The following is a 26,983-nucleotide window of genomic DNA, read 5'->3' as shown; positions in this document are numbered from 1 at the left end:
CCCCATCCCCCCATCCCCACTCCCTATTTCCTAAAAATGTTACCATCTGATTTACTGATTTTTCGTCAAAATGGCGAGCAAATAATTCCCAAACGATTAAATATTGATAAATTACATTTAAAGTTAGCTGTTGAGTTAATTGATTGCTTTAAAAAAGCTGTTGGTGAACGATACGGTGAACTTGAACGTCAACTTTCAGAAATGGAAGGAGATAGTACAGATTATAAAATTAAAAGAGGTTTGGCTTATATTTTGAAAAGTAGTTTTTCTACTTTTGAAGTAGTTAGTCCCCTTGAACCCTCAATGTTACGAGAAAGGGTATTTGCTAGTGCTGCAAAATCTGTTCCCAGTCGTGATACAGCAAAGTTTACTTTAAAAAAAATTGCTGATGAATTAAGTCACGAATTAGAAAAGGAAGTTTTACCCGAACAAGTTAGTAAAGGTTTATATGCTGACTTGAATGAAAATAAAATTTTAACCGCTTTTGATGCTCCGACAACAGAAGCTTTATTACATAGATATAATATTTCCCAAACTCAAGGTGTTTTTTATAAAGCTAGTCAGTTAATTCTCAACGCTCATCGTAATACTCCCGGTGAATATAAGATTTTATTTCGCTATCTTAAGTTATTTCAATTAATGTCTTATATCGAAGGAGATGCCGACCATGGTTTTACAATTACAGTTGATGGTCCGACTAGTTTATTTAATCCTAGTACAAGATATGGATTGGCGATCGCCAAGTTAATTCCGGCTTTACTTCACGTGACAAAATGGAGTTTAGCTGCAACGTTACAAACCCGCGATGTTTATTCTGGTAACTGGACAAGCAAACGTTTTACCCTAAATTCTGAATGCGGTTTAGTGTCTCACTATCCACCAGGTAAACCTTACGATAGTATGTTAGAAGAATCTTTTGTTGATAAATGGAATTGTGCAAAAACAGAATGGGTATTAGAGCGTGAAGTTGATTTAATCCCGATTCCCGGTAGCGTGATGATTCCCGATTTTCGCTTAGTTCATCCCGATGGTAGAACGTATTTATTAGAAATAGTTGGATATTGGCGACCTGAATATTTACAAAAGAAATTTTACCAGGTTAGAAGCGCCGAACGCAACGATTTAATATTGGCAATTTCCGAGCGTTTAAATTTAGAAAAAGCCGGAGTAAAATTAGATAATGTCCCTGCAAAAATTGTTTGGTTTAAAGATAAATTATTACCGAAATCTGTTTTAGCTGTATTGGATTAAATGTTATTAGGTAATAGGTAATAGGTAATGGGTAATGGGTAATGGGTAATAGGTAATGGGTAATAGGTAATGGGTAATGGGTAATGGGTAATGGGTAATGGGTAATAGGTAATGGGTAATAGGTAATAGGTAATGGGTAATGGGTAATAGTTAGGTGTACTGATATTTTTCAATTTTCAATTAAGATTTTTATTTTTATTGTAAATAGAGAATTTTCCTTGATCATTTATTCTATCAAAAGTCTTAGTTCTCTAAGGGGATACAAACTTCAAAAATCTTTACTAACATGAGAGGTAAGTTACATTTCGCAATCATTCGCAATCATAATTATGAATACTCACAATATAACTCAACTGTTCAAAAAGCTTGCTGTAATTACTGGTATAGTCAGTGTCAGCGCTTTTGCAACAGTTCCAGTTAGAGCCGATAATCACGGCAATATGGGCAATATGCAAATGTCAACAAGTAATAGAAATCTTGTAGAAGTAGCAGTCGCAAACGATTCCTTTGAAACTCTTGTCAAAGCAGTACAAGCAGCCGGTTTATCAGATACACTTGTAAATGGTTCCTATACTATTTTTGCTCCTACTGACCAAGCATTTGAACAATCTTTACCTGAAGGAGCAGTAGAATTTCTCCTCCAACCAGAAAATAGAGATTTATTACGTCAAGTTCTCAGTTATCACGTAGTACAAGGTACAGTCACTTCTAATCAATTACAAACTGGTACTGTAGATACTTTATATGGTGGAGTAGCAGTTCGCGTAACTCCCGAAAGAGTAATTGTAAATGATGCTAGCGTTACCGATGCAAATATTGCAGCTAGCAATGGAGTAATTCATGCAGTAAACCGTGTATTACTTCCTCAACAGTTACGTCAAGCAATTGCTTCTAGACTGGCAATGCAATAAGAATAAATAATAGTAAAAGGTTGAGAATGTTAACATTTTTAACCTTTTACTAATTTTATTTTAGAATCAGAAAATTTTTTGATAATTAAGCTTCTATGATTTTAAGTATTTTAATTCTAGAAGTAAATAATAGCTTGAGAAAATAGGTATATTGACTAGGTTTTTTCAATATAGAGTTGCATATAATGATAGCGATAAATGACAAATTGATTAGAAACAAATCATCGCAGACATTATAGGAGCGTGCAAAAATGTTGAAAATTAACTTTCTGGCTGCTTTAGGAGTAGTCGTAACTCTAGCAACTATTGCCAATCCCGTAAACGCCCAATCTTCGATAAATAGTGATGTCCAAGGTTATACTTTATCTGGTGATTCATTAACTGGAATCAATCAAAGAACAGCCAATCAAGATTTCTCGATGTTTTTTAATTATCAACCCAATACTGCAACCCCTGTGAATAATAATGTAGAGGAAGATATATTCTCTAATCCTGATTACAACACAACTGGAGAACAAGTTCAAATACGCAATACACCCGTTTTATTACAACCGGGACAACAAAATATTAATGGTAATGACGGATTACAGGTACAGTTTGATTTGACTAACACTAATAGATAAGAAAACTGAGAATTGCAAATAGCAAATAGCAAATAACAATATTTCCTAGGTGAACCTTTTTAGCTCCAATAATAGTAAATTTGCCCGTTTTTACGGGTTTTAATTTTGTGAAATTTATTTAAATGTATTTAAATTTATTTATTTAATCAAAAATCAAAAATCAAACATCAATATTTATCTGCTCTACTTGTCTAGCAGCTTTTTCCCAAAGCTTTGCTGAATTTTCATCTTCCCAGTGAGTTCTGAGATTTTCTGCTTTTTTGTGACATATTCGTTCTAACATTTCTAAAACAGTGGATAATGTCAATTTATCAATTAATGCTTCTAAAACTTCTATATATTCTTTGTGCATGATTGTTATACCCTGGTTCTTCATCTGATATTTTATGACAAAAAATATGTAAATTACTTTTACGTTTACAAATAATAACTTAAGTCCTATTTATGTAATTACCACTCAGTTATAAAACCATTCCCTATTCCCCATTCCCTATTCCCTATGACCAACCAATTTTCCATTATTAGCCACTTTACAGTAAAATTATTCCTTGAGAGAAAGGAGGGGTAAAATTGACAAGAGTAATCATAGTACGTCACGGTCAAAGCACTTACAATACCGTGAGAAGGATTCAGGGACATTTAGACGAATCAGAATTGACTCAAAAAGGTCGGAATGATGCGTTAACAGTCGGTAGAGCAATCAGTAGTATATCATTTGATGCAATTTATTGTAGTCCCCTCAAAAGAGCAAAACAAACCGCAGAAATTATTCATCACCAACTCAATGCTAATTTAGAGAATATTCCCCCTCTTCAAATTACTGATAAATTAAAAGAAATTCATCTACCTTTATGGGAAGGAATGCTCAGTTCAGAGGTTAAGGAAAAGTTTCCCGAAGAGCATAAAATCTGGCAAGAAAATCCCGATAAATTACGGATGTTGATTCTAGATGGTGAAACAACCGTCGAATATTTTCCGGTTTTGGAATTATACAAACAAGCAACGGAATTTTGGCAAGAAATCTTACCGCAGCATCAAAATCAAACCATACTTGTAGTCGCTCATAGTTGTATAAATAGATGTTTAATTCAAGCTGCAAATAATATTTATCCCGGTTATATGCAGTATCTTCACCAATCTAATTGTTGCATTAATATACTCAATTTTACGGAGAATAGTAATGGTAATTTAAACCCAGAAAAAGTTGAAATAGAATCATTCAATCAAACTCAACATATGGGGGAACTTTTACCCTCATTACGTCCGAATCATCAAGGAATCAGATTATTATTAGTTCGTCATGGTGAAACTGATTGGAATCAACAAAATAAATATCAAGGACAAACTGATATTCCATTAAATGAAAATGGTAAATTACAATCTCAAAAAGTAGCTGAATTTTTCAAAGATGTTTCTATTGACAAAACGTTTAGTAGTTCTTTATTACGTGCAAAAGAAACAGCAGAAATCATCTTACAGCATCATCCAAGTGTTAACTTAGAATTAAATGATGGATTTAAAGAAATAATTCACGGACTTTGGGAAGGAAAAGCAGAAACAGAAATTGAGCAAGAATTCCCCGGAGCATTACAGCAATGGTACGAAACACCAGAACAAGTTAAGATGCCTAATGGTGAAAGTTTACAACAAGTTTGGCAACGTACAATAGAAGTTTATGAATCAATTCTAGATACCGGATTCACTAATAATTTAAATACTATATTAATAGTTGCTCATGGAGTTACTAATCAAATATTACTTTGTCATATTTTAGGATTATCATCAGAATATTTCTGGAATTTCCGTCAGAGTAATTGTTGTTTAAATGTAATTGATTACCCGAAAGGTAAAAATGGTTCACCTGTAGTACAAGCAATCAATATAAAGGTTAAAGGTTAGAGGTTAAAGGTTAAAGGTGTAATACATTCTATCAACCAACAACTATAGCAATCCTAAATGACTTGTGAGAAATTTATGTATAATCTGGCGGTTAAAACCGCTACTACACATTCCTAAGTCCACCTGCGTGGACTCTATAAAAAAAAAACGCGCACCATAAGGGTTTTACCTGTGTAGTCGCGACTTATAGTCGCCAGAAGTGATTTAAATATAACCTCTATTACTAACTTTTAATCTACGTATTTTCTCACATCTCAATTCGGATTGCTATATCAACCATCAACCATCAACCATCAACCAACAACCAACAACCATCAACCATCAACCAACAACCAACAACCATCAACCATCAACTATCAACCATCAACTAACAACCAACAACCATCAACCATCAACTTCCATCATGACAATCGAACTGTTACAACAAGTAAGAATTATCAACCCTTTAACTAAAACTGACGAAATTTGTGATGTGTTGATTGAGGACGGTTATATTCGTTCAGTTAATGATAAAATTAAAATTTATGATATCCCAGAAAATACTTCTATTCGTGATTGTCAATCTTTAATTTTAGGACCTGGATTAGTCGATTTATACAGTCATTCTGGGGAACCGGGTTTTGAAGAAAGAGAAACTCTGACATCATTTCTCAAAGCTGCTTGTGCTGGTGGTTTTACTCGAATTACTCTTTTACCAGATACATCTCCAGCCATCGATAATCCTGCTGTTGTCGCAAAATTACATCAACTTCGTAAAGCTTCCCAATTATCCCCTCTCCCCCTTCTCAATATCTGGGGTGCAATTACACACCATGTCAAAGGTGAAAAAATCACCGAATTAGCCGATTTAAAAACTGCGGGAGTAGTCGGTTTCGCTGATGGTGACGCTTTGAATAATTTAGCCTTGGTACGTCGAGTCTTAGAATACCTACAACCCTTAAGAAAACCCGCAGCCTTTTGGTGTTGCGATCGCAATATTTCTTCTGATGGAGTGATGCGTGAGGGTGCAAATTCGATTCAATGGGGTTTACCAGGAATCCCCGTAGCTGCGGAAACTTCCGCAATCGCTGCTTTACTCGAAATTGTCACCGCTACTTTTACCCCCACCCACATCATGCGTGTATCTACCGCTCGTAGCGTACAACTCATCGCTGAGGCTAAATCCAAAGGTTTACCAGTCACCGCTAGTACTACTTGGATGCATCTTTTACTTGACACAAAAGCAGTTAAAAGTTATAATAGTTCGTTAAACTTAAAGGCTCCTCTGGGAAATTCAGAAGACATGATGGCATTGCGTCGGGGAGTGCAGCAAGGAATAATAGATGCGATCGCGATCGAGCATTCACCATATACTTACGAAGAAAAAACCGTAGCGTTTGCTCAAGCACCACCAGGAGCCATCGGTTTAGAGTTAGCATTACCTTTGTTATGGCAAAATTTAGTAGAAACAGGTGAATTTACAGCTTTAGAATTATGGAAAGCACTTTCTACCAATCCAGCAGAATGTTTGAAACAAAGTCCGAGTAACATTAAAGTTGGGGAAAAAGCAGAATTAACTTTATTTAATCCCCAGGAAACTTGGAAAGTTGAGAGCAAAAATTTGCATAGTTTATCAAGTAATACACCGTGGTTGGGAGAAGAGTTAAAGGGTAAAGTTGTGGGGATTTGGTGTTAAAAGAATAAACCAAAATAGTTATAAATTTAAATTGATTTAAACCAATTTCGACTTGTAGTCTGCCAAATTAGCAATTACCGTAGTTGACGACGGGCTGCTTCTAAGAGCAAACTTTGTTCAGCGCGTAAAATAGCTTGATATGTCCGCTGCAATGCTTCTGGTTCGACGGATATAGAAGTAATTCCCCATTCCACCAATTTTGTGATAATTTCGGGATACAATGCCGGTGCTTGCCCACAAATGGAACAAGGAATACCTGCTTTTCTTGCCATTTCAATCAGTCGAGATATAGCATCCATTACCACTGGATGATGTTCATCGAAGCTTTTTGCTAAAACTGCTTGGTCTCTATCTACTCCTAATAATAGTTGAGTTAAGTCGTTTGTACCAATGGAAATTCCTTGTACTCCTGCTTTTACATATTCTGGTAGTAAAAACAGTACGCTTGGCACTTCTGCCATAATCCATAATTGAAATTCTGCTATGTCGGTTAACCCTGCTTGCTCAACTTTGCGACGACAAAAAGCAAATTCTTCCACAGTGCGAACAAAAGGCAAGATTAAACGGATATTATGATAGCCTGCGTGCTGTACATGAGAAAGTGCTGTCAGTTCCATATCGAATACGTCGGAGTTTAGCAAGTAGCTAAAAGTACCACGTTGACCTAGCGCTGTTTGTGGCTCGGCTGCTTCTACTCCACCGTGATGAAGACTTGGTAGTTCCTGGGTTCGCCAATCTAAGGAACGATAATAAACTGGTCTAGGAGAAAATGCCCGGACGAAATCGAGTATTTTTTTTGTCCATAAATCTAGTAATTCTTCGCCCCTGCCGTCTTTAATCCATGTATAAGGGTTTTGCCGATTGAGTATACTCAATACCATCAATTCCGAACGTAATAATCCCACACCATCTACCGGAAAAGAAAGCGCTTTGTCTATCATGGTAGGCTGACTTAAATTCACCAGCAATTGGGTGGTAGTCATAGGTAGGCTTATGGATGTATGAGGAATTGAAGGGAGAGAAGAAACCCATGGAGGATATTCAGTTGCTCTTGCACAGGAAGTTGAAACATCCTCCATATTGAGATTATGAATATGCTCTTCACCTGTATCCTTCGCCAACTGATGGATTTCTCCACTATCACCATCAATTAATATGCGATCGCCATTTTGAAAAAGTTTTGTTACTTTATTAACCCCGACTACTGCTGGAATCCCCAATTCTCTAGCAATAATTGCAGCATGGCTAGTTAAACCACCTTTTTCTGTAATAAAACCGCCTACTTGTTGCAGCACTGGCAACCAATCGGGAGTAATTACAGATGCTACTAAAATTATGCCTTTTGGTAGTTGTTCTATTATTTGTTGTGAATTTTCAATTATCAGAACATTACCCTGTTGTTGCCCGGTTGCTGCTCCTATTCCCTTAATCAAGGAATTACGAGACAACCTATTTATATTTATCGGTTTACTAACTTTTGTTAGGTATAGCTTAATGGAATCTGCTTCTTGAATAAAAGTCCAATTTACTGAGTATTCTTCACCAAGTTGACCAACAAATTTACCTGCTAACTCTGTTATTTGTTGCAATTGTGGTTCTGATAATACGTACTGTTGCTGTTTTTCTTCTTCTAAGATACATACTTGTAAACAAGTCCTTTCTACCGTCATTACTGATGTTTGTCGGTGTTCCCAATAAGCTTCGTTAATCGCCGCATTTTCACAACGATAAGCTAATATTTTATTACCCAAATGTTGCTCTGATAAAGTGCCGGTTTTGGGTTCTACATAATAAACATCTGGCTGAACTTCACCCCAGTTAATTGCAACTCCTAACCCCCAAGTTGCTTGAATTTCCCATCGAGAGGAATTTGCATTTAAACAACCGCTGGCAATAATATTGTTGACTGGTTGTACTAAAACGCCTAAATTAATCGAACGCAAATCAATTTTTGACTTGTGCCAATAAAGCAGACTTTTAGCACTAAATAATTGACTCCAAATACGCTTTAAAGCTAAGGCTATTTCCTTCTCTTCATTACGACAAAATACAGATTCATACAATCCAGAAATATTTTCTCTATTATCTAAATCATAAGGTAATGCAACCGTTGGACGAAAAATTAAATATGGAGTTTCCCAGGATTTTACTGCTAAATTGATTGTATTAATTAAGCTTTCAGATAAATTTGAACTAATAATTTCTTGACGTAAGTGTAAAGCTACTTGCTGTAATTGTCGCCAATTATCAACATCCAAATGCAAGGAAGAATTAGCTAATTCCGCAACTAAGGTTTGAGAAGCCAAATCCTTTTCCAAATATTCATGCAAAATATTTGCTGCAATTACAAATCCGGGTATTACTGAATACCCATGCTGCATCATGATACTCAAGTTCAAGGCTTTATCACCAACTTGAGTGCGATGTGATGGTTTTATTTCGTTCAGCCAGTAAAGTTTATCCACTCAAATAATTCTGATTACTAATACGAGCTACCTTTACCGTTTTAAAAGTCAGTTGTTTTGATTACCAGTTATTATTTTCTTGCTGTTTTACCGTCTTGGCAATGACTGATATCACATCATTCTATAATATGATTAATACTAACTCTTCCAATTCTTTAAGACTCGCAAACTAGAGCCAGACGGAAAAAGTTTATTTAAATTAAAATTAGATAAATTATTTTTAAATTTTGCATCTATCTGTAGAGGTATTCTACAAATAATATTTGTTGCTTATATCAAGAATATATTATTAATTATATTCTATTCTTAATACTTAACCTAAATATCCAACTTATCTAACTTAGAACTAGAAAACTGAGATTGTGTTGACTTTTAAAATATCTTTTTAATCTAAATCTAAGCTGATTAAGGTTTTAACATTATATCACAGTAAAACAAAGTAATTACTTTGTTTAAAATATGGAATAATCTTGTTACTATGTTAAGGTTTATTAATTTTTGGGAATTTTGGGAATTTTGGGAATTTTTTTTGAATTACAAAACATTCGCTTTCGCTGATAAATTTCCTCCACTAACGGTAAGAATTTGCGAGGAATTTAACCACTGAGAATCAAAAGAACCTAAATGAGTAGTAGTAATTAAAGTTTGAAATCTATCTTGAATAGTATCAAGCAATTGATTTTGACGTGAGGGGTCTAACTCAGCCAAAACATCATCGAGTAAAAGCAGGGGTGATTCTCCGACAACTTCTTCAATCATCTGTAATTCTGCTAACTTTAAGGCTAACACTAAAGTTCGCTGCTGACCTTGCGAGCCATACTGACGTGCGGGAGTATGATTAATTGTCAATTCCACTTCATCTCGATGAGGTCCGACAAGGGTAGTACCTTGATGCATTTCAGCAACCGCTCGCTGTTGAATTTTCTCTAAAAATGCTTGCTGTACCTGTTGTGGATGACTTTCTAACAAAGGTACACTCGGTGCGTAACTCACCTGAAGATTTTCAGTAGAACCACTTATTTGAGAGTGCCATAATTTAGCAATTGGAGCGAGTCGCTGTATAGCACGTTCTCGTCGTCGAATTACCCGCGTACCTGTGGTAACTAATTGAGTATCCCACAGAGCTAATTGGGATTGTAGAGACTTGTCATACAAATTCTCCAAATTATTTTTCAAAAAAGCATTACGCTGTCGCAACACTTTTTGATATTGCTGCAAAATATGGGCGTATATAGGTTCGAGTTGAATTAATAAAGTATCCAGCCAACTGCGACGACTTTCGGGACTACCCCGTACTAAATCTAAATCCAGAGAGGAAAATTCTACCGCATTAAGTACACCGAGAAAATCCATCTGACGGCGAAGATTTTCGCTGTTTAAATTAACAGTACGGCGACCATTGCGACGTAAAGTTAAAATAAGTTCGCTAACTCCAGTATCTCGTTTTAAACTAGCACCAACCTGAGCTAAAGATTCCTCATCCCTGACCAAATCTTTATCTCGATTTGTACGATGACTTTTCAAAGTCGCCAATAACTCTACAGCTTCGAGTAAATTAGATTTTCCCTGAGCATTATCACCGACCAAAATTGTTTTTGGAGCAGTAAACTCTACATGAATATTTTTATAATTACGAAAATGTCGGAGAGTCAGGGTTTTGAGAAACATAAAGGAGTTGACAGTTGACAGTGGACAGTTATCAGTTATCAGTAATTTTTAACCTTTGACCTTTAACCTTTAACCTGTTAAACGTTTTTCTTCCCAATCACCTTAAAGAATATTTTTTCCAACTCAACCCAAACAAACATTAAAAAACTAAAGCCCAAACAAATTCCCAATTCCGGCAAACTGATAATATAAGTACCGAAGAAAGCTCTCAGAGGTGGAACATATATTAACATTAGTTGCAAAATTGTAGTTAAACCAACAGCAGCTAATAGATAGGGATTGGAAAAGGGATTTACTTGTATAGTTAGTTGATTGTTGGAACGAATCGCGATCGCATGACCCATTTGAGCGATACACAAGGTAGTAAATACCATGGTTTTCCAACGTTCAGGATTGAGTCCATTAGCACTACCAGTTACTCCATGAGTATGGTAATAAGCCCATTGCATCAGAACAATACTAATGATTGCAAAAACAATTCCGATACGAACCATGTAGTAACCTAAACCCCTAGCAAAAATACTTTCACGGGGGCTAAATGGTGGACGCTTCATTACGTCGGGTTCGGGAGGTTCTACAGCCAACGCTAAAGCTGGTAAACCATCTGTAACTAAATTCATCCACAGAATTTGTAATGGTGTTAAAGGTACACCACCCATCGGTAACAGAATCGGTGAAGCCGCGATGGTAATCACTTCGCCGATGTTACTACCAAGAATATATTTAATAAAGCGGCGAATATTAGTGTAAACTACCCGACCTTCTTTAGTAGCAGCAACAATTGTCGCAAAGTTGTCATCTAACAGCACCATATCGCTAGCTTCCTTGCTGACATCTGTACCCGTAATTCCCATGGCAATGCCGATATCAGCTTGCTTGAGAGCAGGTGCATCGTTAACACCATCCCCAGTCATGGCAACAAATTGATTGCGACGCTGTAATGCTTGGACAATGCGTAATTTGTGTTCGGGAGAAACTCGAGCGTAGATACTCACATTTACAACATTTTTCTCTAACTCAGCATCGGTCATCCGCTGCAATTCTTGACCAGTGAGTACTTTATCGTCAGCATTGGCAATACCCAAATCAATGGCGATCGCTCTTGCTGTTAATTGATGGTCTCCAGTAATCATTACCGGACGAATTCCCGCTTCGCGAGATTCCTTCACAGCTGCTCTAACTTCCGGACGTGGTGCGTCGAGCATTCCGACTAATCCTAACCACACCAACTGTTGTTCGTACTGCTCCTCTGAATTTTCCGGTGGTTCTTCCTGCAAGGGTTTGTAAGCAAAACCTAATACCCGTAAACCTTCACCAGCCATGCGGTCGTTTTGGGCTAAAACTTTGTCTCGCTGTTCTTGAGTCAATTCAACCGCACTATTTCCTGTATAAATTTGGGTACAGCGTTGTAAAATCAATTCTGGGGAACCCTTGGTAAACATCAAATACTTTTCATCTGATGTCAGTAAATTACTGATTGCAGGGTCAACATCACCAACAGTTGAACCAGTATCTACCTGTTCTACACGACAAATCACGCTCATCCGCTTGCGTTCAGAAGAAAAAGGAAACTCCCCAACACGGGGTAATTTACTATTCCACTGGTCTTGTTCGATTCCCGCCTTTGCAGCTAATGTTACTAAGGCTCCTTCCGTAGGGTCGCCGAGAATTATCCAATCATCTTTTTCCTGCTGCAAAACTGCATCATTACAAACAGCGCAAGGAATCAATAAAGGTGGAATTTCCGCATAATCTTCAATCTCAACTCTTTTACCATTTAGCTCAAAATCACCATTGGGAGCGTAACCTTCCCCCGTCACCTTTAATAAATGCTGGCTGGTGTAAACTGACTGCACTACCATTTTGTTCTGAGTCAAGGTGCCAGTTTTATCAGAGCAGATAGTAGTTACCGAACCCAAAGTTTCTACCGCTGGTAGCTTGCGAATCAAAGCATTGCGACGTACCATGCGCTGAGTTCCCAAAGCCAAAGTTACCGTAATTACCGCCGGTAAACCTTCGGGAACTACAGCTACAGCCATACTTAAAGAAACTTCCAATAACTCTTGTAAATTGCCGCCCCGCAACAAACCGATGCCAATTACCACCGCAACTAAGGCTAAAGAACCTCCAACCAAAACGTTACCAAGTTGAGTCATCCGCTGCTGCAATGGTGTGTCTTCTGTTTCTACCGATTGCAACATCTGAGCAATTTTACCTAACTCAGTTTTCATGCCGGTATGAGTAACCAAAACCTTGGCACGTCCTTGGACAACTTCCGTACCTTGGAAAACTAAATTAATTCTGTCACCCAAACTTGTTTCTTCAGGTAGCTTAATTTGTACCTGTTTATTTACAGCTTCCGCTTCTCCCGTCAGAGCCGATTCTCGTATTTGTAAATTAGATTGCTCTATCAAACGTCCGTCTGCTGCTACCTGCACACCAGCTTCAAGCAGCATGATATCTCCCGGTACTACGTTCTTAGCTTCCACATTCACTAATCTACCGTTACGAATCACCCGCACATTAGGAGAAGAAAGCTTTTTCAGCGCCGCTAAAGCTTTTTCAGCGCGGCTTTCTTGGAGATAGCCCAAGATACCATTCAGAATTACAATCGCCATAATTGCGATCGTATCTTTAAAAGGAACTTCACCCGGTTTTAAATCCCCTGCTTGCAAAGCCAGTAAATCCAAAACCCCCGAAACAATAGCCACAGCAATCAGCATCAATAACATAATGTTCTTGAACTGATCGAGTAGAATTTCCCAGTTTCCGCGCCCGCCGGATTCTTCTAATTCGTTAGTACCATATTTTTGCAGCCGAGACTCTACATCTTCAGAAGTTAAGCCAGTGTCCGTATTTACAGAAAGCAGTTTTATTGCTTCATCGACTTCTAAACTATGCCAAACGGCTTCATGTTCGATCAGAGAATGAGCAGACATCTTGTACGTGATAGTTAAAGGAAATGGTTACAAGAAACAATCATAACTAAACCATTGAGAAAATAACCATTCAATTTAGATTCCAGCCTTTTATTATATATAGGTATTTAAACCTTGATCAAAGAACAATTTTTATTGATATACACGCTTTAACTCGCTCTGACAAATCTTTTTCGTTTTGTCCCAGGATTTCTACATTTATAATTCTTTCTCATCAAAATCTAAATATATCGAGCGTCATAACTTCAAAAAAATCTAAATACTACTTCTGAAAAGCTTGACGCTCAATTATTAAATTAAATTAAATTAAATGAAATTAAATGAAATTTTAACAGTAGGATTGGATATCCTCACCACACTGGTCTACTAAATAACATAAAGCGCGAAAACGCAAACCGACAAACTGCTCGTAAAGCGGATTTATTTTACATAAAGGCGGGATATGAACAAGTTTGCGTCCTAGCAATACAATGTCTCGTTCAAACGGACAGTCCGCTGGAATTAATTTAGCGATAAAATGTGCTAATTTACGATTTTGAATTTCTAGAGAATCTAGCCATTTACGTAAAGGCTGTAAAAAATCAAAATCGGGCTTGTTCGTTTGCTTTTGACTTTTAGATTGATTATTGAATAGTGTAAAATTATTAATTACTTCTAACATAACTATTGTTAGTTTCCCCTCAGATTGTTCCTAGTAATCCGACCAAAATAGCACAAAAGCATTTAGATTTATTCTATTTGATAATGCTTTTGATATTAATTATTTAACTTCGCAATCTCCTGATAAACTGTTTTGTTTACTACAGAAACACAAAGCTAAAATAAAGTTCCCGATTTTTAACTTATTTTTAGCACAAAATCAAAATTAATTTCATCTCTTTAATTTACGCTGGCTATGTTTCAGGCAGTAGTACCTTTAGACAGAATTTTTCTAAAATAAGTCGGGTTTTCGCTGTTGCTAAAGCTAGATTACACTCCAATAAATCTGCTTTTCTACTACGATTTTAGTCTATTACCTATTTTGCTAAATGCCATGATTTTTACAAAAATTAATCTTATTAATAATTTTTTAATAATTATAAATTTATCTTCTTGTTTTTGCGCCCAAGAATGGGAGTGAGGAGTGAGTACCACCGGAGTTAGGAGTGAGTATAATTCGTAATTCGTAATTCGTAATTCGTAATTAATGCCCCATAAATAAAATTTAGGGGCTTCGTCTATGTCTAATCCACGGATAAATCCGGGGGCTTCAAAGCTTAAAAATTTACTTGGTGAAGAGTTAGGAGTTGGGAGTGAGGAGTGAGGAGTGAGGAGTGAAGAGTTAGTACCACCGGAGTATCCCTGAAGACGGTGTACTAAAAAATGAACTATTGACATCCTCCCCACCCTACTTCGTAGAGGGTGGGGATTCCAAGAATCACTCCTTGGGTTTCCTCTTTCCACGACCCGACTTACTTGAAGGAGTTTCCCCACCCAAGCAGAGGTCGATGTCTCCAGAGGCGTTAGTTCCGACGTGACCCGCCGTACTTAATGCTTTTTCTAATATGTTCCGCGCCGCGTTCCAGTCACGATCTTGGGTATGCCCACAGTGAGGACATATATGAGTTCTGGTACTAAGAGTCTTCTTGACAACCTCGCCACAGTTAGAGCAATTCTGCGAAGTGTAATGAGGTGGAACTGCAACTGTTACCACACCAAACACTTTGCCAAAATACTCAACCCATTCACGAAACAGCGACCACGAAACGTCACTAATAGACTTAGCCAAGCGATGATTCTTGACCATATTCCGCACCATCAAATCTTCATACGCCACGAGGTCGTTAGACCTCACCACGCACCTTGCTGTCTTAACAGCAAAGTCTTTACGCTGGCGACTTACTTTGAGGTGTTTACGAGCAAGTTTATTTCTAAACTTAACTCTGTTTTTAGAACCTTTTTTGGTCTTAGAGAAACGACGTTGCAACCGTTTCAAAGACTTCTCGCTTTTACGCAGGTGTCTAGGATTAGCGATTGTTTCCCCGTTACTATCGGTGTAGAAGTGGTTCAGTCCAACATCAATACCAATAGTTTTACCGGAAGGTTCTCGCCTTTCTACTCGTTCATGGTCAATGCAAAATTGGGCATAGTACCCATCGGCACGCCGCACAACCCGCACTCTTTTGAACTGTTTAAGTTGGTAGAAATGCAGGTCACGGGTTCCCCAAAGTTTGAAGGTTCCTGCTTTAAATCCGTCACTAAAGGTGATGTACCTGCGGTCATCAGAAAGTTTCCATCCACAGGTTTTGTACTCAACAGAACCGTGGGTAAGTTCTTTCTTAAACTTTGGAAATCCTTTTTTCCCTGGTCTACCTTTTTTACAGTTGTCAAAAAATCGAGCGATTGCAGACCACGCTCTTTCAGCACTAGCTTGTCTTGCCATTGAATTGAGCTTGGATACCCAAGGAAACTCAATATTATTTGCAAGTACAGCGCAAAATTTATTTAGGTCATAGCGTCCAATGCCCTTATTATCCATCCAGTATCTCAGGCAACTATTACGAACAAAACGCGCAGTTCTAATTGCTTCATCAAGCAATCGATACTGCTCGTCAAGTCCTTCAAGTTTTGCCTCAAATACAATCATTTATGTCTAGTATTGGTACATAAATAATATATCATGATTGTCAAAAACTCAACTACCTTCTTCCCTAATTTCGCTTACGCTCAATTTTGGTCAGAAGGTGTTTCGTTTTTGACCGCTTTACATCCCCTGCCTACGAAGCGTTGAGGCAGGGGTATTACAGCGATTTGATAAAAAGCTAAAATCCTTATTCTACAAAGATTTATATCAATAGTAATCGTCAAAGGGCGAAAAATAAACAACAAACGAGTTGGTCAAACATGAGATTATGAGTTTACAAGGTAACGATAAATGTGAAATTAAGACTTTAGGTTATCCCAGAGCCGCTCTATTCAGCTTTTGTATGGCATTAGTTGCCTACAATATTTTGTCTGTAATTAAAGCAGCATTGCGTAGCGTTCATGGACACGAAAAAATTGATGCGGATATTTCCAATTACTATTTAGTTGAGGAAATTCAAACCACTTATACGGGAATGACGATCGCAATTCCTGATGTTGAATGGAAATTTATCAACAACCTAAGTTTACCCGAAGAAGCCCAAAGGCTTAAAGAGGTAAATGTACCATTTTTTTGAGTACACCGTCTTCAGGGGTACTCCGGTGGTACTAACTCCTCACTATTTACTTTTAAGCAACTAAAACAGAAGTATTAATTAATCGGGAATGAGATTTTAATAATAATTCTGTAGCTTGTTGAGCGCAAACAGCAGGGCTAAAAAGATTTCCCTGAATTAATTCACATTCCAAAATTCTTAACAAATTGCGTTGTTCCTCAGTTTCTACACCTTCAGCAACAACAGAAAGATTCAGCCCATGTGCTAAAGCAATCATTGCTGTAATAATAGCGGCATCATTAGTATCGTTAGTTAAATCTCGCACAAAAGAGCGATCAATTTTTAAACAGTGGATGGGGAACTGTTTGAGATAATTAAACGAGCAATATCCGGTTCCAAAATCATCTATCGAGATGGAAACACCCATATCATGCAACTGAGTTAAAATTTCTTTACTAAATTCAACATTTTGCATTGCAGCGCTTTCAGTAATTTCCAACTCTAAATATTGAGGAGATAGTTTTGTTTCTGTTAATATACGTCGGACTGTGTTAACTAAATTCAATTGCTGAAATTGTCTTGCAGATAAGTTAACAGCAACTCCCACAGATGATAATCCCAAAAGATTTTGCCAAATTTTATTTTGAACGCAAGCAGTTCTTAAAACCCATTCGCTAATAGGTATAATTAATCCAGTTTCTTCAGCAATGGGAATAAATTTACTCGGAGAAATTAATCCATATTTAGGATGTTCCCAACGTAATAAAGCTTCAAACTTACAAATTTCTCCTGTAGTAATATCAACTTGAGGTTGGTAATACAACCTCAATTCATTTCTCTCTAAAGCGTAATGTAAACTATTTTCTAAACTCAGTAATTCTGAAGCTTGAGAATTAATAGCCGAGTTATAAATTTGATAGTGGTTTCTTCCTTGTAATTTGGCTCTATTTAATGCAGCGTCGGCATTTTTAATTAAAGTTTCTCCATCTTTTCCATGATTGGGATAAACAGCAATTCCAATGCTAGCGCTGATATGTAAAAGATGATTATCGATCAAAAATCCTGGTTTCAAAGCGGTTAAAACTTCTTCTGCAAGACTAGCAGCATCCCGCACACCATTGATGTCAGATAGTAATAAAGTGAACTCATCACCTCCCCAGCGAGCAACTATATCACGGGAACGTAAACATTTATTTAAACGATGAGCAACACTTTTTAACAACTTATCACCAATCCCATGACCTAATGTTTCGTTAATAGTTTTGAATCGATCTAAATCCAAAAAACATACAGCTAATTTACTATTACTTTGATTAGCTTTAATTAAAGATTCCAGCAGTCTTAGATTAAACTGCATTCGATTGGGTAAATTGGTTAAAAGGTCATGGGTAGCTTGATGATTAATTGTCGCTTCTGCTTGAAAACGTTCGCTGATATCTCGAAAACTCCATACTCTACCGACAATTTTACCACCAATATACTGCGGTTGAGAATAACGTTCAAATACTCTACCATCCTTCAATTCAATTAAATCATCAATTTCAGCACCGGGATAACCCAGTAGCTGATTTACAGAAATTATATATTCTTGAGGGTCTTTTAGATGACTGGTAGCAAATTCTAATACCTGTGCATAATTACCTGATTTGATCAGCGATTGAGGAATATCCCACATCTCTAAAAGCTGATGATTGTAACCAGCAATAAACCCTTGACTGTCTACAAGTAAAATACCATCAGCAGTAGTTTCTAAAGTGGCTTTTTGTAAAGACACCGATTCTTCTAATTTCTTTTCTATACCCTGGCGTTTCCTCTGTTCTTTTTGTAGCTCAGCGGTACACAGATTAATTTTATCTTCTAATTGTAAGTTGAGAATTTGAGACTCTTTAATAGTTTTAAACAGGTCTTTTTTAGTTAAGAAATTTTGATGAGCTAGACAAATAGCACCTACTGTAGCTTGTAAAAAAGCAATTTCTGTTGATTGCCAAACTCTATTTACTAGACAATCATCCAACCCTATAAAACCAATAAATTCGCCTTTAATGATCATAGGTAAAAGTAAGATAGAAACTACTCCTCTTGCTTCGAGAAACTTTTGTTCTTCAAAACCACATTCCCCCAAGGTACCCCAAACAGCATTACCCCGTGCTAATATCTTTTCCCAATGAGGAAGAATTTCTGCAATTGGTTTATTTTGGGAATTTTTTTGCTCGAGTTTAGATGCAATCGTTGTGTTACACCATTCAGCTTTCTGATGAATTAATAAATCACCATTTTTAGAGCGATGATTTTCAAATATGTAAACTCGACTAGGTTGATAAGTTAATCCTAAAATGGACAAAATTTCCTTATAAGATTCATCGCTGCCATCAAAAGTCTGTAAAGCAGTTTCTAGATTAACAAGTGCTTCGAGGAACTTTCGATGAGTCCCTAAAATAACTTCTCCATGATATTGATTATCGACTTGATGCTGCTCTTTTTTATGAGATTCTGACTGGTTTTCAAAATCAACTAATTTGAGCTTACCAAAAGTGCCAATCATCTGACTTTGATTATCAATTAAAAGTTTATTATGAATTTTTACAATACAAACATCGTCGCTCTTAGTTCTATAACGAGTTTTGTATGCACTTTCTTCTATTTGTTGTGCTTTCACAATTTGAAATAATTTTAAATTGCCTTGATACTCGCCGGGATGAACATCATCTAGAAAACTATTACCAATACTTTCGGGTACCGTGAATCCAGTCAATTCACTCCAAATTGAATTTAAAAATGTCCATCTTTCCGAATTATCTATTTTCAACAATATCTCTTCACAAATATCAGAAATTCCGTAAAATCTATCTTTGCAAAGCTGTAATTCTTTTGGGTAAATTCGACAGCAAATATGTCGATTTACCGTTTGTTGCTTGAGTAGTGTTTGCAATTTATATTTGGTCATACACGAACACACCTTCTCTAGCTCCCAAGCAGGAAAGTAAACTAACCATTAGTAGAATTATGGGACTTTAGTAATGGCAGAAAATACTTGATATTTATACTTATAGGAACAATCAAATAAAACTTTTAGTCAATTAAATTTAATTGTGTTTTACTGTCAACTCCTGAAATTTTATAGAATCAAAATATCTCGGACTTATATGCCAGCTTATGCCATATTATGAAGTATTTGTAGTTTCCATTGCTAAGATTGTATTAAATTTGTTTAGAGATAAAAAAATATCGTAAAGACAATTATGGATATGATTTTAACTCCGCAAAAAAGAAAGAGAAATGATAAAAAATATCATCCTCAATCTACCTGAACTCTTTTGTTTAACTATATTCGCAAACCTTTGGTTATTCAATTTGATTTTTCATAACAATTAACGAGATTCCATCTTAATCAATATTTAGCTTTTTTGAAAAAAATTACTCTACCATCAATTCAAATCACTCTCAACTGGACATTTTCTAATAACTTAAATAAGATACCTAATCTTCACTAAATTTCCCGCAAAACTGATTTTAATAGAGTGCTACTTGATAGGTTACAAATTAATTGTCTAGGTTTAATCATGGATTTCTCACAAGTAAGTGGTAAGCGTTGAATGGCGGATTGATTTTCCCACTACTCACTACTCACTAATCACTACTACTTCCAACTTCCTTCTTGTTTGTGAGAAATGCGGGTAATGAGTAGTTACACTAATTTATTTTCAAAAAATTAAGCATAATTTAACATTTTAACCAGATAAACTTCTCCCTAAAGAGTGCGCTTTTGCTAAATTTAAAATCAGCCTCAAATAACTTAATTACAATCATCAATAAAAAGTATAACAAATCACTTATACTAGTGAATACAGAGAAAATACGGAATTAGATGATTTGAAATAAATAATTTTCTGTCTTTAGAAATTCTCTTGAGGTAAGACTTTTAGAGTATTAATGAGGATAAAGTTTGAAGACATGATTATAGCTCTTGGAAATAGCCAGTAATATTTAGTACGCTTGAGTTTCAATTCTGCTGTTTGCTCACTTCCAGCAAACCCAAAATAATACGGCACTACTCAAATAATGCAACTATCACTTTGAATAATAAAAATTTTTTACACATTACATTGCCCCAGCTTTGTAACAGACGTAGTATTCCTACATTTGTCTATCGCCAAGAATTAAACAAACCTATATTAACGCGCATCAAATGTATGGCGCTATTTTTTTAATTTTATTTCGATTATCTGTAATTGACAAACAAAGCACTGTATTTCTGGGCATAGATTCTTATCAAGGATCGAGATATAGTTGCAAAATAAATAATTTGATTGCAGAAAAATATAACTATGTTCTCATTAAGCAATTAAAGGTCAAAAAAATACTTGTAGCCATTGTATTTTAAACGACTTATCCTGGTAAAATCTTGCAGCACTTAAAGTTAAGTAGAGGTTAATATGAGACACGAAAAACTTTCTCCGGGAATATTGCTAGCTTACGAAGACTATCACAGAGAAGGAGACGAATCATTAACAATTCACACACGCTCCCTGGGTATAATTTCGCCGAGAAGTGCCTTAAAACCAATTCGGACTGTAGTTTTTATTTACTGTGACGAACAAGCTGACTTAAGCCACTTATCACAATATGGCATTCAAATCAATCAAAATAGAGGTCGAGTGAGAACCGCATTCTTGCCTATGGAAAGTTTAGACCGTTTATCCGAAGAACCAGCAGTTGAGCGTATCAAACCATCGCGAAGATTGTATCGGCGGATGGATGTTGCACCAGAAAAAGTGACATTACCCAAATTTCAGCAAAAAAACTCCCAACTTAGCGGTAAAGGTGTAGTCATCGGAATAATAGACAGCGGTATTGATTCGGAACATCCTGCCTTCGACGGACGTATTTTACGTATTTGGGACCAAACATTATCGGGAAAAGGAGTTGCAGAAGGTACCTACGGTGCCGAACTGACTGGCGAACAACTTGCCATGTCTCTGGATACTGACGGACACGGTACTCACGTTGCGGGTATTGCAGGTGGTTCTGATGCGAAATTTTGCGGTGTTGCACCACAAGCGGAATTTGTGATTGTAAAAACCGATTTACAGGATGCTCATATCGCCGATGCTGTTCGGTATGTATTCCGGGTTGCTAGCGACATGGGACTTCCGGCTGTAGTAAATTTGAGCTTGGGTGGACACGCAGACGGTCATGATGGTAGCGATTCTCTCTCTAAAATTATCAACGCCGAAACTGGTCCGGGAAGGATTGTTTGCACTGCTGCGGGTAACGAAGGTAACGACAATATTCACGGTCAAACCAATGTTTGTCAAGGCAAAACGAGTACCATGCGTTTTTCTGCACCGCTAAATCAAGTAGGTATAGTGTGGTTAAACGGGTGGTACTCCAGAGATTCCGAACTAGAAGTTTCAGTGCGGAGTCCTAATGGTTTTGTTACTCCTTTCCAACCAGTAATTACTGACGATAATCCGGCAAAAGAATACAACCTGTCGGATGCACGAGTAGAAATAGTCACACCGGGTAAAGACCCAATCAACGGCGATTATAATTTCTTCGTGCAAATTCGCGGTACTGGTCAAGGACAATTTAATCAGCCTGTACCTGGTGGAGTGTGGCAATTACGGTTACGCAATCCGGCTTCAAAAGAAACTCGCGTAGACGTTTGGACTTTAGATGATACAAATTCAGTGTTTTTTACAGGTAAAAGTATTGCTGATTCAGTAAAAATTGGTTCTCCCGGATGCGCCAGCAGTACGATTACAGTTGCTTCTTATACTTCTAAAGCTGAATATACAGATATTGATGGCAAAGAACGAAAAATGGGTTTAGAGCCAGATACAATTTCAGAATTTAGCAGTGAAGGTCCCTTAAGAAATGGCGATCGCAAACCAGATATTGCTGCACCAGGAGCAATGATTATTTCAGCCCTTTCTAGCGATGCCAATTTAGATCGGTCAATGATTATTAATTCTAAGTTTGTGGCATTAGCGGGTACCAGTATGGCAACACCCTTCGTGACTGGCTTAGTCGCATTACTATTGCAGCGTAACCCCAAACTCGACCCTGAAGCAATCAAAGAATTGCTACGGAAAAATTCTTCTATCCCTGGGAAAGAAAAAGGAACATTTGATAATAAGTGGGGATTTGGCTTAATTAATACCGAAAACCTGTAAATTTAAGTTCAACTGTAGGTATTGGGTATTGGGCATGAGGAGAAACTAACTCTTAACTCCTAACTCTACTCAAGGATGGATTGGAATTAAGTTTATACTTGATAGGCTGAAGAAGGGGCAACTAAGATTATTATTACTTGCCCCTTCTTGATTTAAACAGTTTATGAACTTTACTAAGCTAGATACCGCTTTGATATTGGCACTGAAAAAAATTAAAGATCCATCAGAATATTGTTTGGTAGTTTTTATTCATACTCAACCAGTTCTGGACTCTAGGGCAACTGCTGTCTTAGAAAGTTTTGGTGTCAATGGTATCGCGCCCGGAAAAGATGTGTATACGGCAACATTATCGCTAAATGCAGTTTCTGAACTTTCGGAACAGCCTTGGGTGCAGTATCTGAGGCTTTCTCAGGAATTGCGTTTGGTTAGTGCGGGTTAGGATAATAAGGATGTAGTTGGTCGAGAAATTTGAGTATCAACATCAATTGATACCTGAAAATTTTATTCTTAACTACCAATATAGTAAATATCGTGTTTTTATTAACTTACCTTAATCTTTAATTCCCCCTGTGCGAGCTGCCACACACAGTCCTAAACTGATTAGTGAGAGCAGATAGGCAGTCTGGAGAAATATAAATGAAAAAAGTTTTAGGTATTATTCTTGGTGGTGGTGCGGGTACCCGTCTTTATCCGTTGACAAAGTTCCGTGCTAAACCAGCAGTACCATTAGCTGGAAAGTACCGTTTGATAGATATTCCGGTCAGTAACTGTATAAATTCAGAAATATTTAAAATTTATGTGTTGACGCAGTTCAATTCCGCTTCCCTAAACCGTCACTTGGCTCGCACTTACAGCTTTGCTGGTTTTACTGAAGGTTTTGTAGAAGTCCTCGCAGCACAGCAAACTTTAGATAATTCAAATTGGTTTCAAGGTACAGCCGATGCGGTGCGTCAGTATCTCTGGCTGTTTGAAGAATGGGATGTAGAGGAATATCTGATTCTATCGGGCGATCACCTCTATCGGATGGATTACCGTGAGTTTGTCGAACGTCATCGGGAAACTGGAGCTGATGTCACTTTATCAGTGATTCCGATCGAAGAACGTCGTGCTTCTGACTTTGGTTTGATGAAAATTGATGATACTGGCAGAATCATTGATTTTAGTGAAAAACCCAAGGGTGAAGCTTTAAAGAAAATGGCTGTTGATACAACTGTACTTGGTTTGGATGAAGAACAAGCCAAAGAAAAGCCATACATTGCCTCAATGGGAATTTATGTCTTCAAAAGAAATGTTTTACTCAAATTGTTAAAACAATCAAAAGACCAAACTGATTTCGGTAAGGAAATTCTTCCTGCTGCACTAGATGGTTACAACGTTCAAGCTTTCTTGTTCGATGATTATTGGGAAGACATTGGAACCATTGAAGCATTTTTCAATTCCAACCTAGCATTAACTCAGCAACCACGACCTCCTTTTAGTTTCTACGATGAAGAAGCCCCGATTTACACTCGTTCTCGCTATTTACCCCCCTCTAAGCTATTAAATTGCCAGATAGCACAATCAATGATTGGAGAAGGTTGCATACTCAAAGATTGCCGAATTGTCAATTCGGTTTTGGGAGTGCGATCGCGTATTGAATCTGGATGCAATATCGAAGATACGTTGATTATGGGGTCGGATTTTTACGAGCCTTATGCTGAACGTCAGTCAGACTGTAGCGAAGGTCCTGCTAGTTTAGGTATCGGAGCAAACACCACTGTTCGCCGTGCGATTATTGACAAAAATGCTCACATCGGCTGTGATGTACAAATTATCAACAAAGATAATGTTCAAGAAGCCGACCGTGAAAGTCAAGGCTTTTATATCCGTAGCGGTATTATAGTGGTACTTAAAAATGCCGTGATTGCCGACGGAACAGTGATTTAATCAATAATCACCAATCATTTAGATAATCAGGACTTACGCATCTTTTAATTTATTTATTTGAAAGATAAGCAATGCTCCTCTGTCTTAAATACCTAATTTTTGTCACGAGTGCGTAAGTCTTGTTATTTAACATTAAACAGGAAGAATAGGTAACTCCAGAAAATAGATCATTGCAAATTTTGGAAATCAAAACTACTTATCCTCCCGCGACTCCCTACTCTCTTTGAGTACGGAAATTTCCCTGCTCTTGAATAGCAAGAACCGCACTTGGCAATTATTTAATATTTGTTAATTTAAAGTCAGAGTCCGAATGTCCGCAATTATAGTTTTTGCGTTGTATTGGCTCGATAAATACATTAAAAAATATTCAGGAAATATCACACAGGAGGCTAGTACATGGCTGCAACCGACTTTAAAGATTATTATCAGATTTTAGGAGTAAATAAAAGCGCTACTCAAGAAGACATTAAAAAAGCTTTTCGTAAATTAGCCCGCAAATATCATCCCGACGTGAACCAAGGTAATAAGGATGCTGAGGAGCGTTTTAAGCAAGTAAACGAAGCATACGAAGTATTATCAGACCCTGACAAGCGTCAAAAGTATGACCAGTTTGGTCAATATTGGAAACAAGCCGGACAGGGCTTTCCTGGTGGTGCTGCTGGTGTTGATATGAATGGCTTTGATTTTGGTCAATATGGTAGTTTTGATGATTTTATTAATGAATTATTAGGACGTTTTGCTGGTGGAAACCCTGGAGGAAGACAAAGTTATTCCTACCGGACTTCTCCTGGTGGTACGGGTGGTTTTGGTGGATTTAATGACTTTGGTGGTTTCCAAGATACGGGTAGTGCTACGGCTCAAGATAGCGAAGCCACGATTACTTTAACTTACTCAGAAGCTTTTAATGGTGTACAAAAGCGGTTTAACTTGGGTGGTGAAACTATTGATGTTCGCATACCTGCTGGTGCAAAACCTGGTAGTCGCTTACGAGTCAAAGGTAAAGGTCCCCTTAGCTCTCTCAATCAAAGACGTGGCGATTTATATTTAGTAGTTGAACTTGGAACTCATCCATTTTTCAAATTTGATGGCGATAATTTGCTATGTGAAGTATTAATTACTCCTGATGAAGCTGTATTAGGAGCAACAATTCAAGTCCCAACTCCTGACGGTATGGTTGATGTTAAACTTCCACCTGGAGTGCGTGCTGGTCAATCGTTACGCTTACGTAATAAAGGCTGGCGCAACCCAAAAGGCGATCGCACTGACCAATTAGTCAAGATTGCGATCGCGACACCTAAAGATATCAGCCAGGAAGAACGGGAATATTATGAAAAAATCCGAGATATCCGTACTTTCAATCCCCGCAGTAATTTACACCAAGTTAAATTGTAATAATTGTAATAATTGTAATAATTGTAATTATGTTTTATGAATTATGAATTATAAATTAAGGTCAATTCGACAATTAGCACAGAAGTCGGGCTTTTAGGATAAATCTCTGTGACTACAGACAATGGTTATAAAAACCCGACTTCTAAATGAGTCACAATAATTATGAATTATGAATTAAGGTCAATTCGACAACTAGCACAGAAGTCGGGCTTTTAGGATAAATATTTGTGATTACAGACAATGGTTATAAAAACCCGACTTCTAACCCCACGAAAAATCCAAGTTTTACAGTTTCCTTAATTATAAACACAATACTATTCTTATCAAATTTTTTCAATATAAGAAAGCAATGTTTCGATGCTAGCATTATGGTCTAAAAAGGAAAATAAATGCTTATAAATTAGTTTTCCTTGTTTATCTAAAATAAATTGTGCAGGCAAAGGCGCACCTAATGCTTGTCCAACTTCATAATTGCGAAATACTTGACAACTAGGGTCGCTGAGCAACGGCATTTTTAAATTCAAATCTTTGACAACGATTTGACTTTGACGTTCGTCTGTGCTACTAATCATTAAAACTTCTACACCACGATGCTTAAATTGCTCGTAATTTTCATTCAAAGCTTTGATATGAGGAAAACAAAAGGGGCAATATTGCTTTTCAGTAAAAATTCTAGTTAATGCCAATATTACGGGTTGCTTGTCTCTATAATCGGATAATTTAATCAAGCTACCACTAGTTATATCCGGTAGTTGAAATTGAGGTGTTAACTGTCCCAATTGCAAACTATTTGTAGCCGGAATTGGCAAAAAGTTTTGTAAAAAACGTTCGTTAAATAAACCACTAAAATCAGTTGAAGTTAACATTTTAATACCTATT

General features: G+C 37.0%; 18 protein-coding genes. 10 read left to right on the top strand and 8 right to left on the bottom strand.

What is annotated here, in order from left to right; genetic code table 11:
- The first annotated feature begins 36 nt into the window (after positions 1-36).
- The 3 genes from IQ247_RS10460 to IQ247_RS10450 all read left to right on the top strand — a co-directional run bounded on the left by IQ247_RS10460 (position 37) and on the right by IQ247_RS10450 (position 2,785).
- Positions 37-1,251, top strand: coding sequence for a DUF790 family protein (locus IQ247_RS10460; protein WP_193919630.1), 1,215 nt, complete (start codon positions 37-39; stop codon positions 1,249-1,251).
- Positions 1,252-1,580: 329 nt separating this feature from the next.
- Positions 1,581-2,162, top strand: a complete 582-nt coding sequence (locus tag IQ247_RS10455) for a fasciclin domain-containing protein (protein WP_193919628.1) — start codon at positions 1,581-1,583, stop codon at positions 2,160-2,162.
- A 251-nt stretch (positions 2,163-2,413) separates the two neighbouring features.
- Positions 2,414-2,785 carry a hypothetical protein gene (locus tag IQ247_RS10450; RefSeq protein ID WP_193919626.1) on the top strand — a complete coding sequence of 124 codons (372 nt, stop codon included), beginning with the start codon at positions 2,414-2,416 and terminating at the stop codon, positions 2,783-2,785.
- Between the two features lie 160 nt (positions 2,786-2,945).
- Here the strand turns inward: IQ247_RS10450 and IQ247_RS10445 are convergent, their stop codons facing one another.
- Positions 2,946-3,137: a hypothetical protein gene (locus IQ247_RS10445; RefSeq protein WP_193919624.1), complete on the bottom strand. Its 192-nt coding sequence runs from the start codon at positions 3,135-3,137 to the stop codon at positions 2,946-2,948.
- Positions 3,138-3,355: 218 nt separating this feature from the next.
- On the opposite strand from IQ247_RS10445, the gene IQ247_RS10440 reads away from it, so the two are divergent.
- Complete coding sequence (locus IQ247_RS10440; protein ID WP_193919622.1) at positions 3,356-4,684, top strand: histidine phosphatase family protein; 1,329 nt, start codon at positions 3,356-3,358, stop codon at positions 4,682-4,684.
- Positions 4,685-5,087: 403 nt separating this feature from the next.
- The gene (locus IQ247_RS10430) at positions 5,088-6,359 is read left to right on the top strand and encodes a dihydroorotase (protein ID WP_193919620.1); all 1,272 of its coding nucleotides are present in this window, start codon (positions 5,088-5,090) and stop codon (positions 6,357-6,359) included.
- Positions 6,360-6,433: 74 nt separating this feature from the next.
- Here IQ247_RS10430 and IQ247_RS10425 read toward each other — a convergent pair whose 3' ends face one another.
- From IQ247_RS10425 to IQ247_RS10405, 5 genes are all read right to left on the bottom strand, one after another.
- Complete coding sequence (locus IQ247_RS10425) at positions 6,434-8,824, bottom strand: putative PEP-binding protein (RefSeq protein ID WP_193919619.1); 2,391 nt, start codon at positions 8,822-8,824, stop codon at positions 6,434-6,436.
- A 534-nt stretch (positions 8,825-9,358) separates the two neighbouring features.
- On the bottom strand, positions 9,359-10,492 hold the full coding sequence (gene recF / locus IQ247_RS10420; RefSeq protein WP_193919618.1) for a DNA replication/repair protein RecF: 1,134 nt from the start codon (positions 10,490-10,492) through the stop codon (positions 9,359-9,361).
- A 77-nt stretch (positions 10,493-10,569) separates the two neighbouring features.
- Positions 10,570-13,431 carry a cation-translocating P-type ATPase gene (locus IQ247_RS10415; RefSeq protein WP_193919617.1) on the bottom strand — a complete coding sequence of 954 codons (2,862 nt, stop codon included), beginning with the start codon at positions 13,429-13,431 and terminating at the stop codon, positions 10,570-10,572.
- A 328-nt stretch (positions 13,432-13,759) separates the two neighbouring features.
- Positions 13,760-14,092 carry a Mo-dependent nitrogenase C-terminal domain-containing protein gene (locus tag IQ247_RS10410; RefSeq protein WP_193919615.1) on the bottom strand — a complete coding sequence of 111 codons (333 nt, stop codon included), beginning with the start codon at positions 14,090-14,092 and terminating at the stop codon, positions 13,760-13,762.
- Between the two features lie 756 nt (positions 14,093-14,848).
- A complete protein-coding gene (locus tag IQ247_RS10405) occupies positions 14,849-16,057 on the bottom strand; it encodes an RNA-guided endonuclease InsQ/TnpB family protein (RefSeq protein ID WP_193919613.1) in 1,209 nt (402 codons plus the stop codon).
- A gap of 265 nt (positions 16,058-16,322) precedes the next feature.
- Between IQ247_RS10405 and IQ247_RS10400 the strand changes: the two genes are divergently transcribed.
- On the top strand, positions 16,323-16,631 hold the full coding sequence (locus IQ247_RS10400; protein ID WP_193919611.1) for a hypothetical protein: 309 nt from the start codon (positions 16,323-16,325) through the stop codon (positions 16,629-16,631).
- A gap of 52 nt (positions 16,632-16,683) precedes the next feature.
- Here IQ247_RS10400 and IQ247_RS10395 read toward each other — a convergent pair whose 3' ends face one another.
- Positions 16,684-19,554 carry an EAL domain-containing protein gene (locus IQ247_RS10395; RefSeq protein ID WP_228059636.1) on the bottom strand — a complete coding sequence of 957 codons (2,871 nt, stop codon included), beginning with the start codon at positions 19,552-19,554 and terminating at the stop codon, positions 16,684-16,686.
- 1,489 nt (positions 19,555-21,043) lie between these two features.
- Here IQ247_RS10395 and IQ247_RS10390 point away from each other — a divergent pair.
- The 4 genes from IQ247_RS10390 (at position 21,044) to IQ247_RS10375 (ending at position 26,104) form a co-directional block, all read left to right on the top strand.
- Entirely contained in the window at positions 21,044-22,786 is a 1,743-nt protein-coding gene (locus tag IQ247_RS10390) for a S8 family peptidase (protein WP_193919609.1), read from the top strand.
- Between the two features lie 163 nt (positions 22,787-22,949).
- A complete protein-coding gene (locus tag IQ247_RS10385) occupies positions 22,950-23,225 on the top strand; it encodes a hypothetical protein (RefSeq protein WP_193919606.1) in 276 nt (91 codons plus the stop codon).
- Positions 23,226-23,422: 197 nt separating this feature from the next.
- Positions 23,423-24,712 (top strand): glucose-1-phosphate adenylyltransferase, encoded by a 1,290-nt coding sequence (locus IQ247_RS10380; RefSeq protein ID WP_193919604.1) that lies wholly within the window; start codon positions 23,423-23,425, stop codon positions 24,710-24,712.
- A 396-nt stretch (positions 24,713-25,108) separates the two neighbouring features.
- Positions 25,109-26,104 carry a DnaJ C-terminal domain-containing protein gene (locus IQ247_RS10375; RefSeq protein ID WP_193919602.1) on the top strand — a complete coding sequence of 332 codons (996 nt, stop codon included), beginning with the start codon at positions 25,109-25,111 and terminating at the stop codon, positions 26,102-26,104.
- A 323-nt stretch (positions 26,105-26,427) separates the two neighbouring features.
- Here IQ247_RS10375 and IQ247_RS10370 read toward each other — a convergent pair whose 3' ends face one another.
- The gene (locus IQ247_RS10370) at positions 26,428-26,970 is read right to left on the bottom strand and encodes a peroxiredoxin family protein (RefSeq protein WP_193919594.1); all 543 of its coding nucleotides are present in this window, start codon (positions 26,968-26,970) and stop codon (positions 26,428-26,430) included.
- Positions 26,971-26,983: the final 13 nt, after the last annotated feature.

This window comes from Plectonema cf. radiosum LEGE 06105, from assembly GCF_015207665.1.
GTDB classification, from domain to species: Bacteria; Cyanobacteriota; Cyanobacteriia; order Cyanobacteriales; family Nostocaceae; genus Rivularia; species Rivularia radiosa_A.
The sequence above is the reverse complement of the archived record's forward strand: the minus strand, read 5'-3'. Positions and strand labels throughout refer to the sequence as shown.

Bases quoted from the DNA above. Each gene is read 5' to 3' on its own strand.
- IQ247_RS10460 (WP_193919630.1), top strand. From the start codon at position 37: ATGTTACCATCTGATTTACTGATTTTTCGTCAAAATGGCGAGCAAATA.
- IQ247_RS10455 (WP_193919628.1), top strand. From the start codon at position 1,581: ATGAATACTCACAATATAACTCAACTGTTCAAAAAGCTTGCTGTAATT.
- IQ247_RS10450 (WP_193919626.1), top strand. From the start codon at position 2,414: ATGTTGAAAATTAACTTTCTGGCTGCTTTAGGAGTAGTCGTAACTCTA.
- IQ247_RS10445 (WP_193919624.1), bottom strand. From the start codon at position 3,137: ATGCACAAAGAATATATAGAAGTTTTAGAAGCATTAATTGATAAATTG.
- IQ247_RS10430 (WP_193919620.1), top strand. From the start codon at position 5,088: ATGACAATCGAACTGTTACAACAAGTAAGAATTATCAACCCTTTAACT.
- recF (WP_193919618.1), bottom strand. From the start codon at position 10,492: ATGTTTCTCAAAACCCTGACTCTCCGACATTTTCGTAATTATAAAAAT.
- IQ247_RS10415 (WP_193919617.1), bottom strand. From the start codon at position 13,431: ATGTCTGCTCATTCTCTGATCGAACATGAAGCCGTTTGGCATAGTTTA.
- IQ247_RS10410 (WP_193919615.1), bottom strand. From the start codon at position 14,092: ATGTTAGAAGTAATTAATAATTTTACACTATTCAATAATCAATCTAAA.
- IQ247_RS10405 (WP_193919613.1), bottom strand. From the start codon at position 16,057: ATGATTGTATTTGAGGCAAAACTTGAAGGACTTGACGAGCAGTATCGA.
- IQ247_RS10400 (WP_193919611.1), top strand. From the start codon at position 16,323: ATGAGTTTACAAGGTAACGATAAATGTGAAATTAAGACTTTAGGTTAT.
- IQ247_RS10395 (WP_228059636.1), bottom strand. From the start codon at position 19,554: ATGACCAAATATAAATTGCAAACACTACTCAAGCAACAAACGGTAAAT.
- IQ247_RS10390 (WP_193919609.1), top strand. From the start codon at position 21,044: ATGAGACACGAAAAACTTTCTCCGGGAATATTGCTAGCTTACGAAGAC.
- IQ247_RS10385 (WP_193919606.1), top strand. From the start codon at position 22,950: ATGAACTTTACTAAGCTAGATACCGCTTTGATATTGGCACTGAAAAAA.
- IQ247_RS10380 (WP_193919604.1), top strand. From the start codon at position 23,423: ATGAAAAAAGTTTTAGGTATTATTCTTGGTGGTGGTGCGGGTACCCGT.
- IQ247_RS10375 (WP_193919602.1), top strand. From the start codon at position 25,109: ATGGCTGCAACCGACTTTAAAGATTATTATCAGATTTTAGGAGTAAAT.
- IQ247_RS10370 (WP_193919594.1), bottom strand. From the start codon at position 26,970: ATGTTAACTTCAACTGATTTTAGTGGTTTATTTAACGAACGTTTTTTA.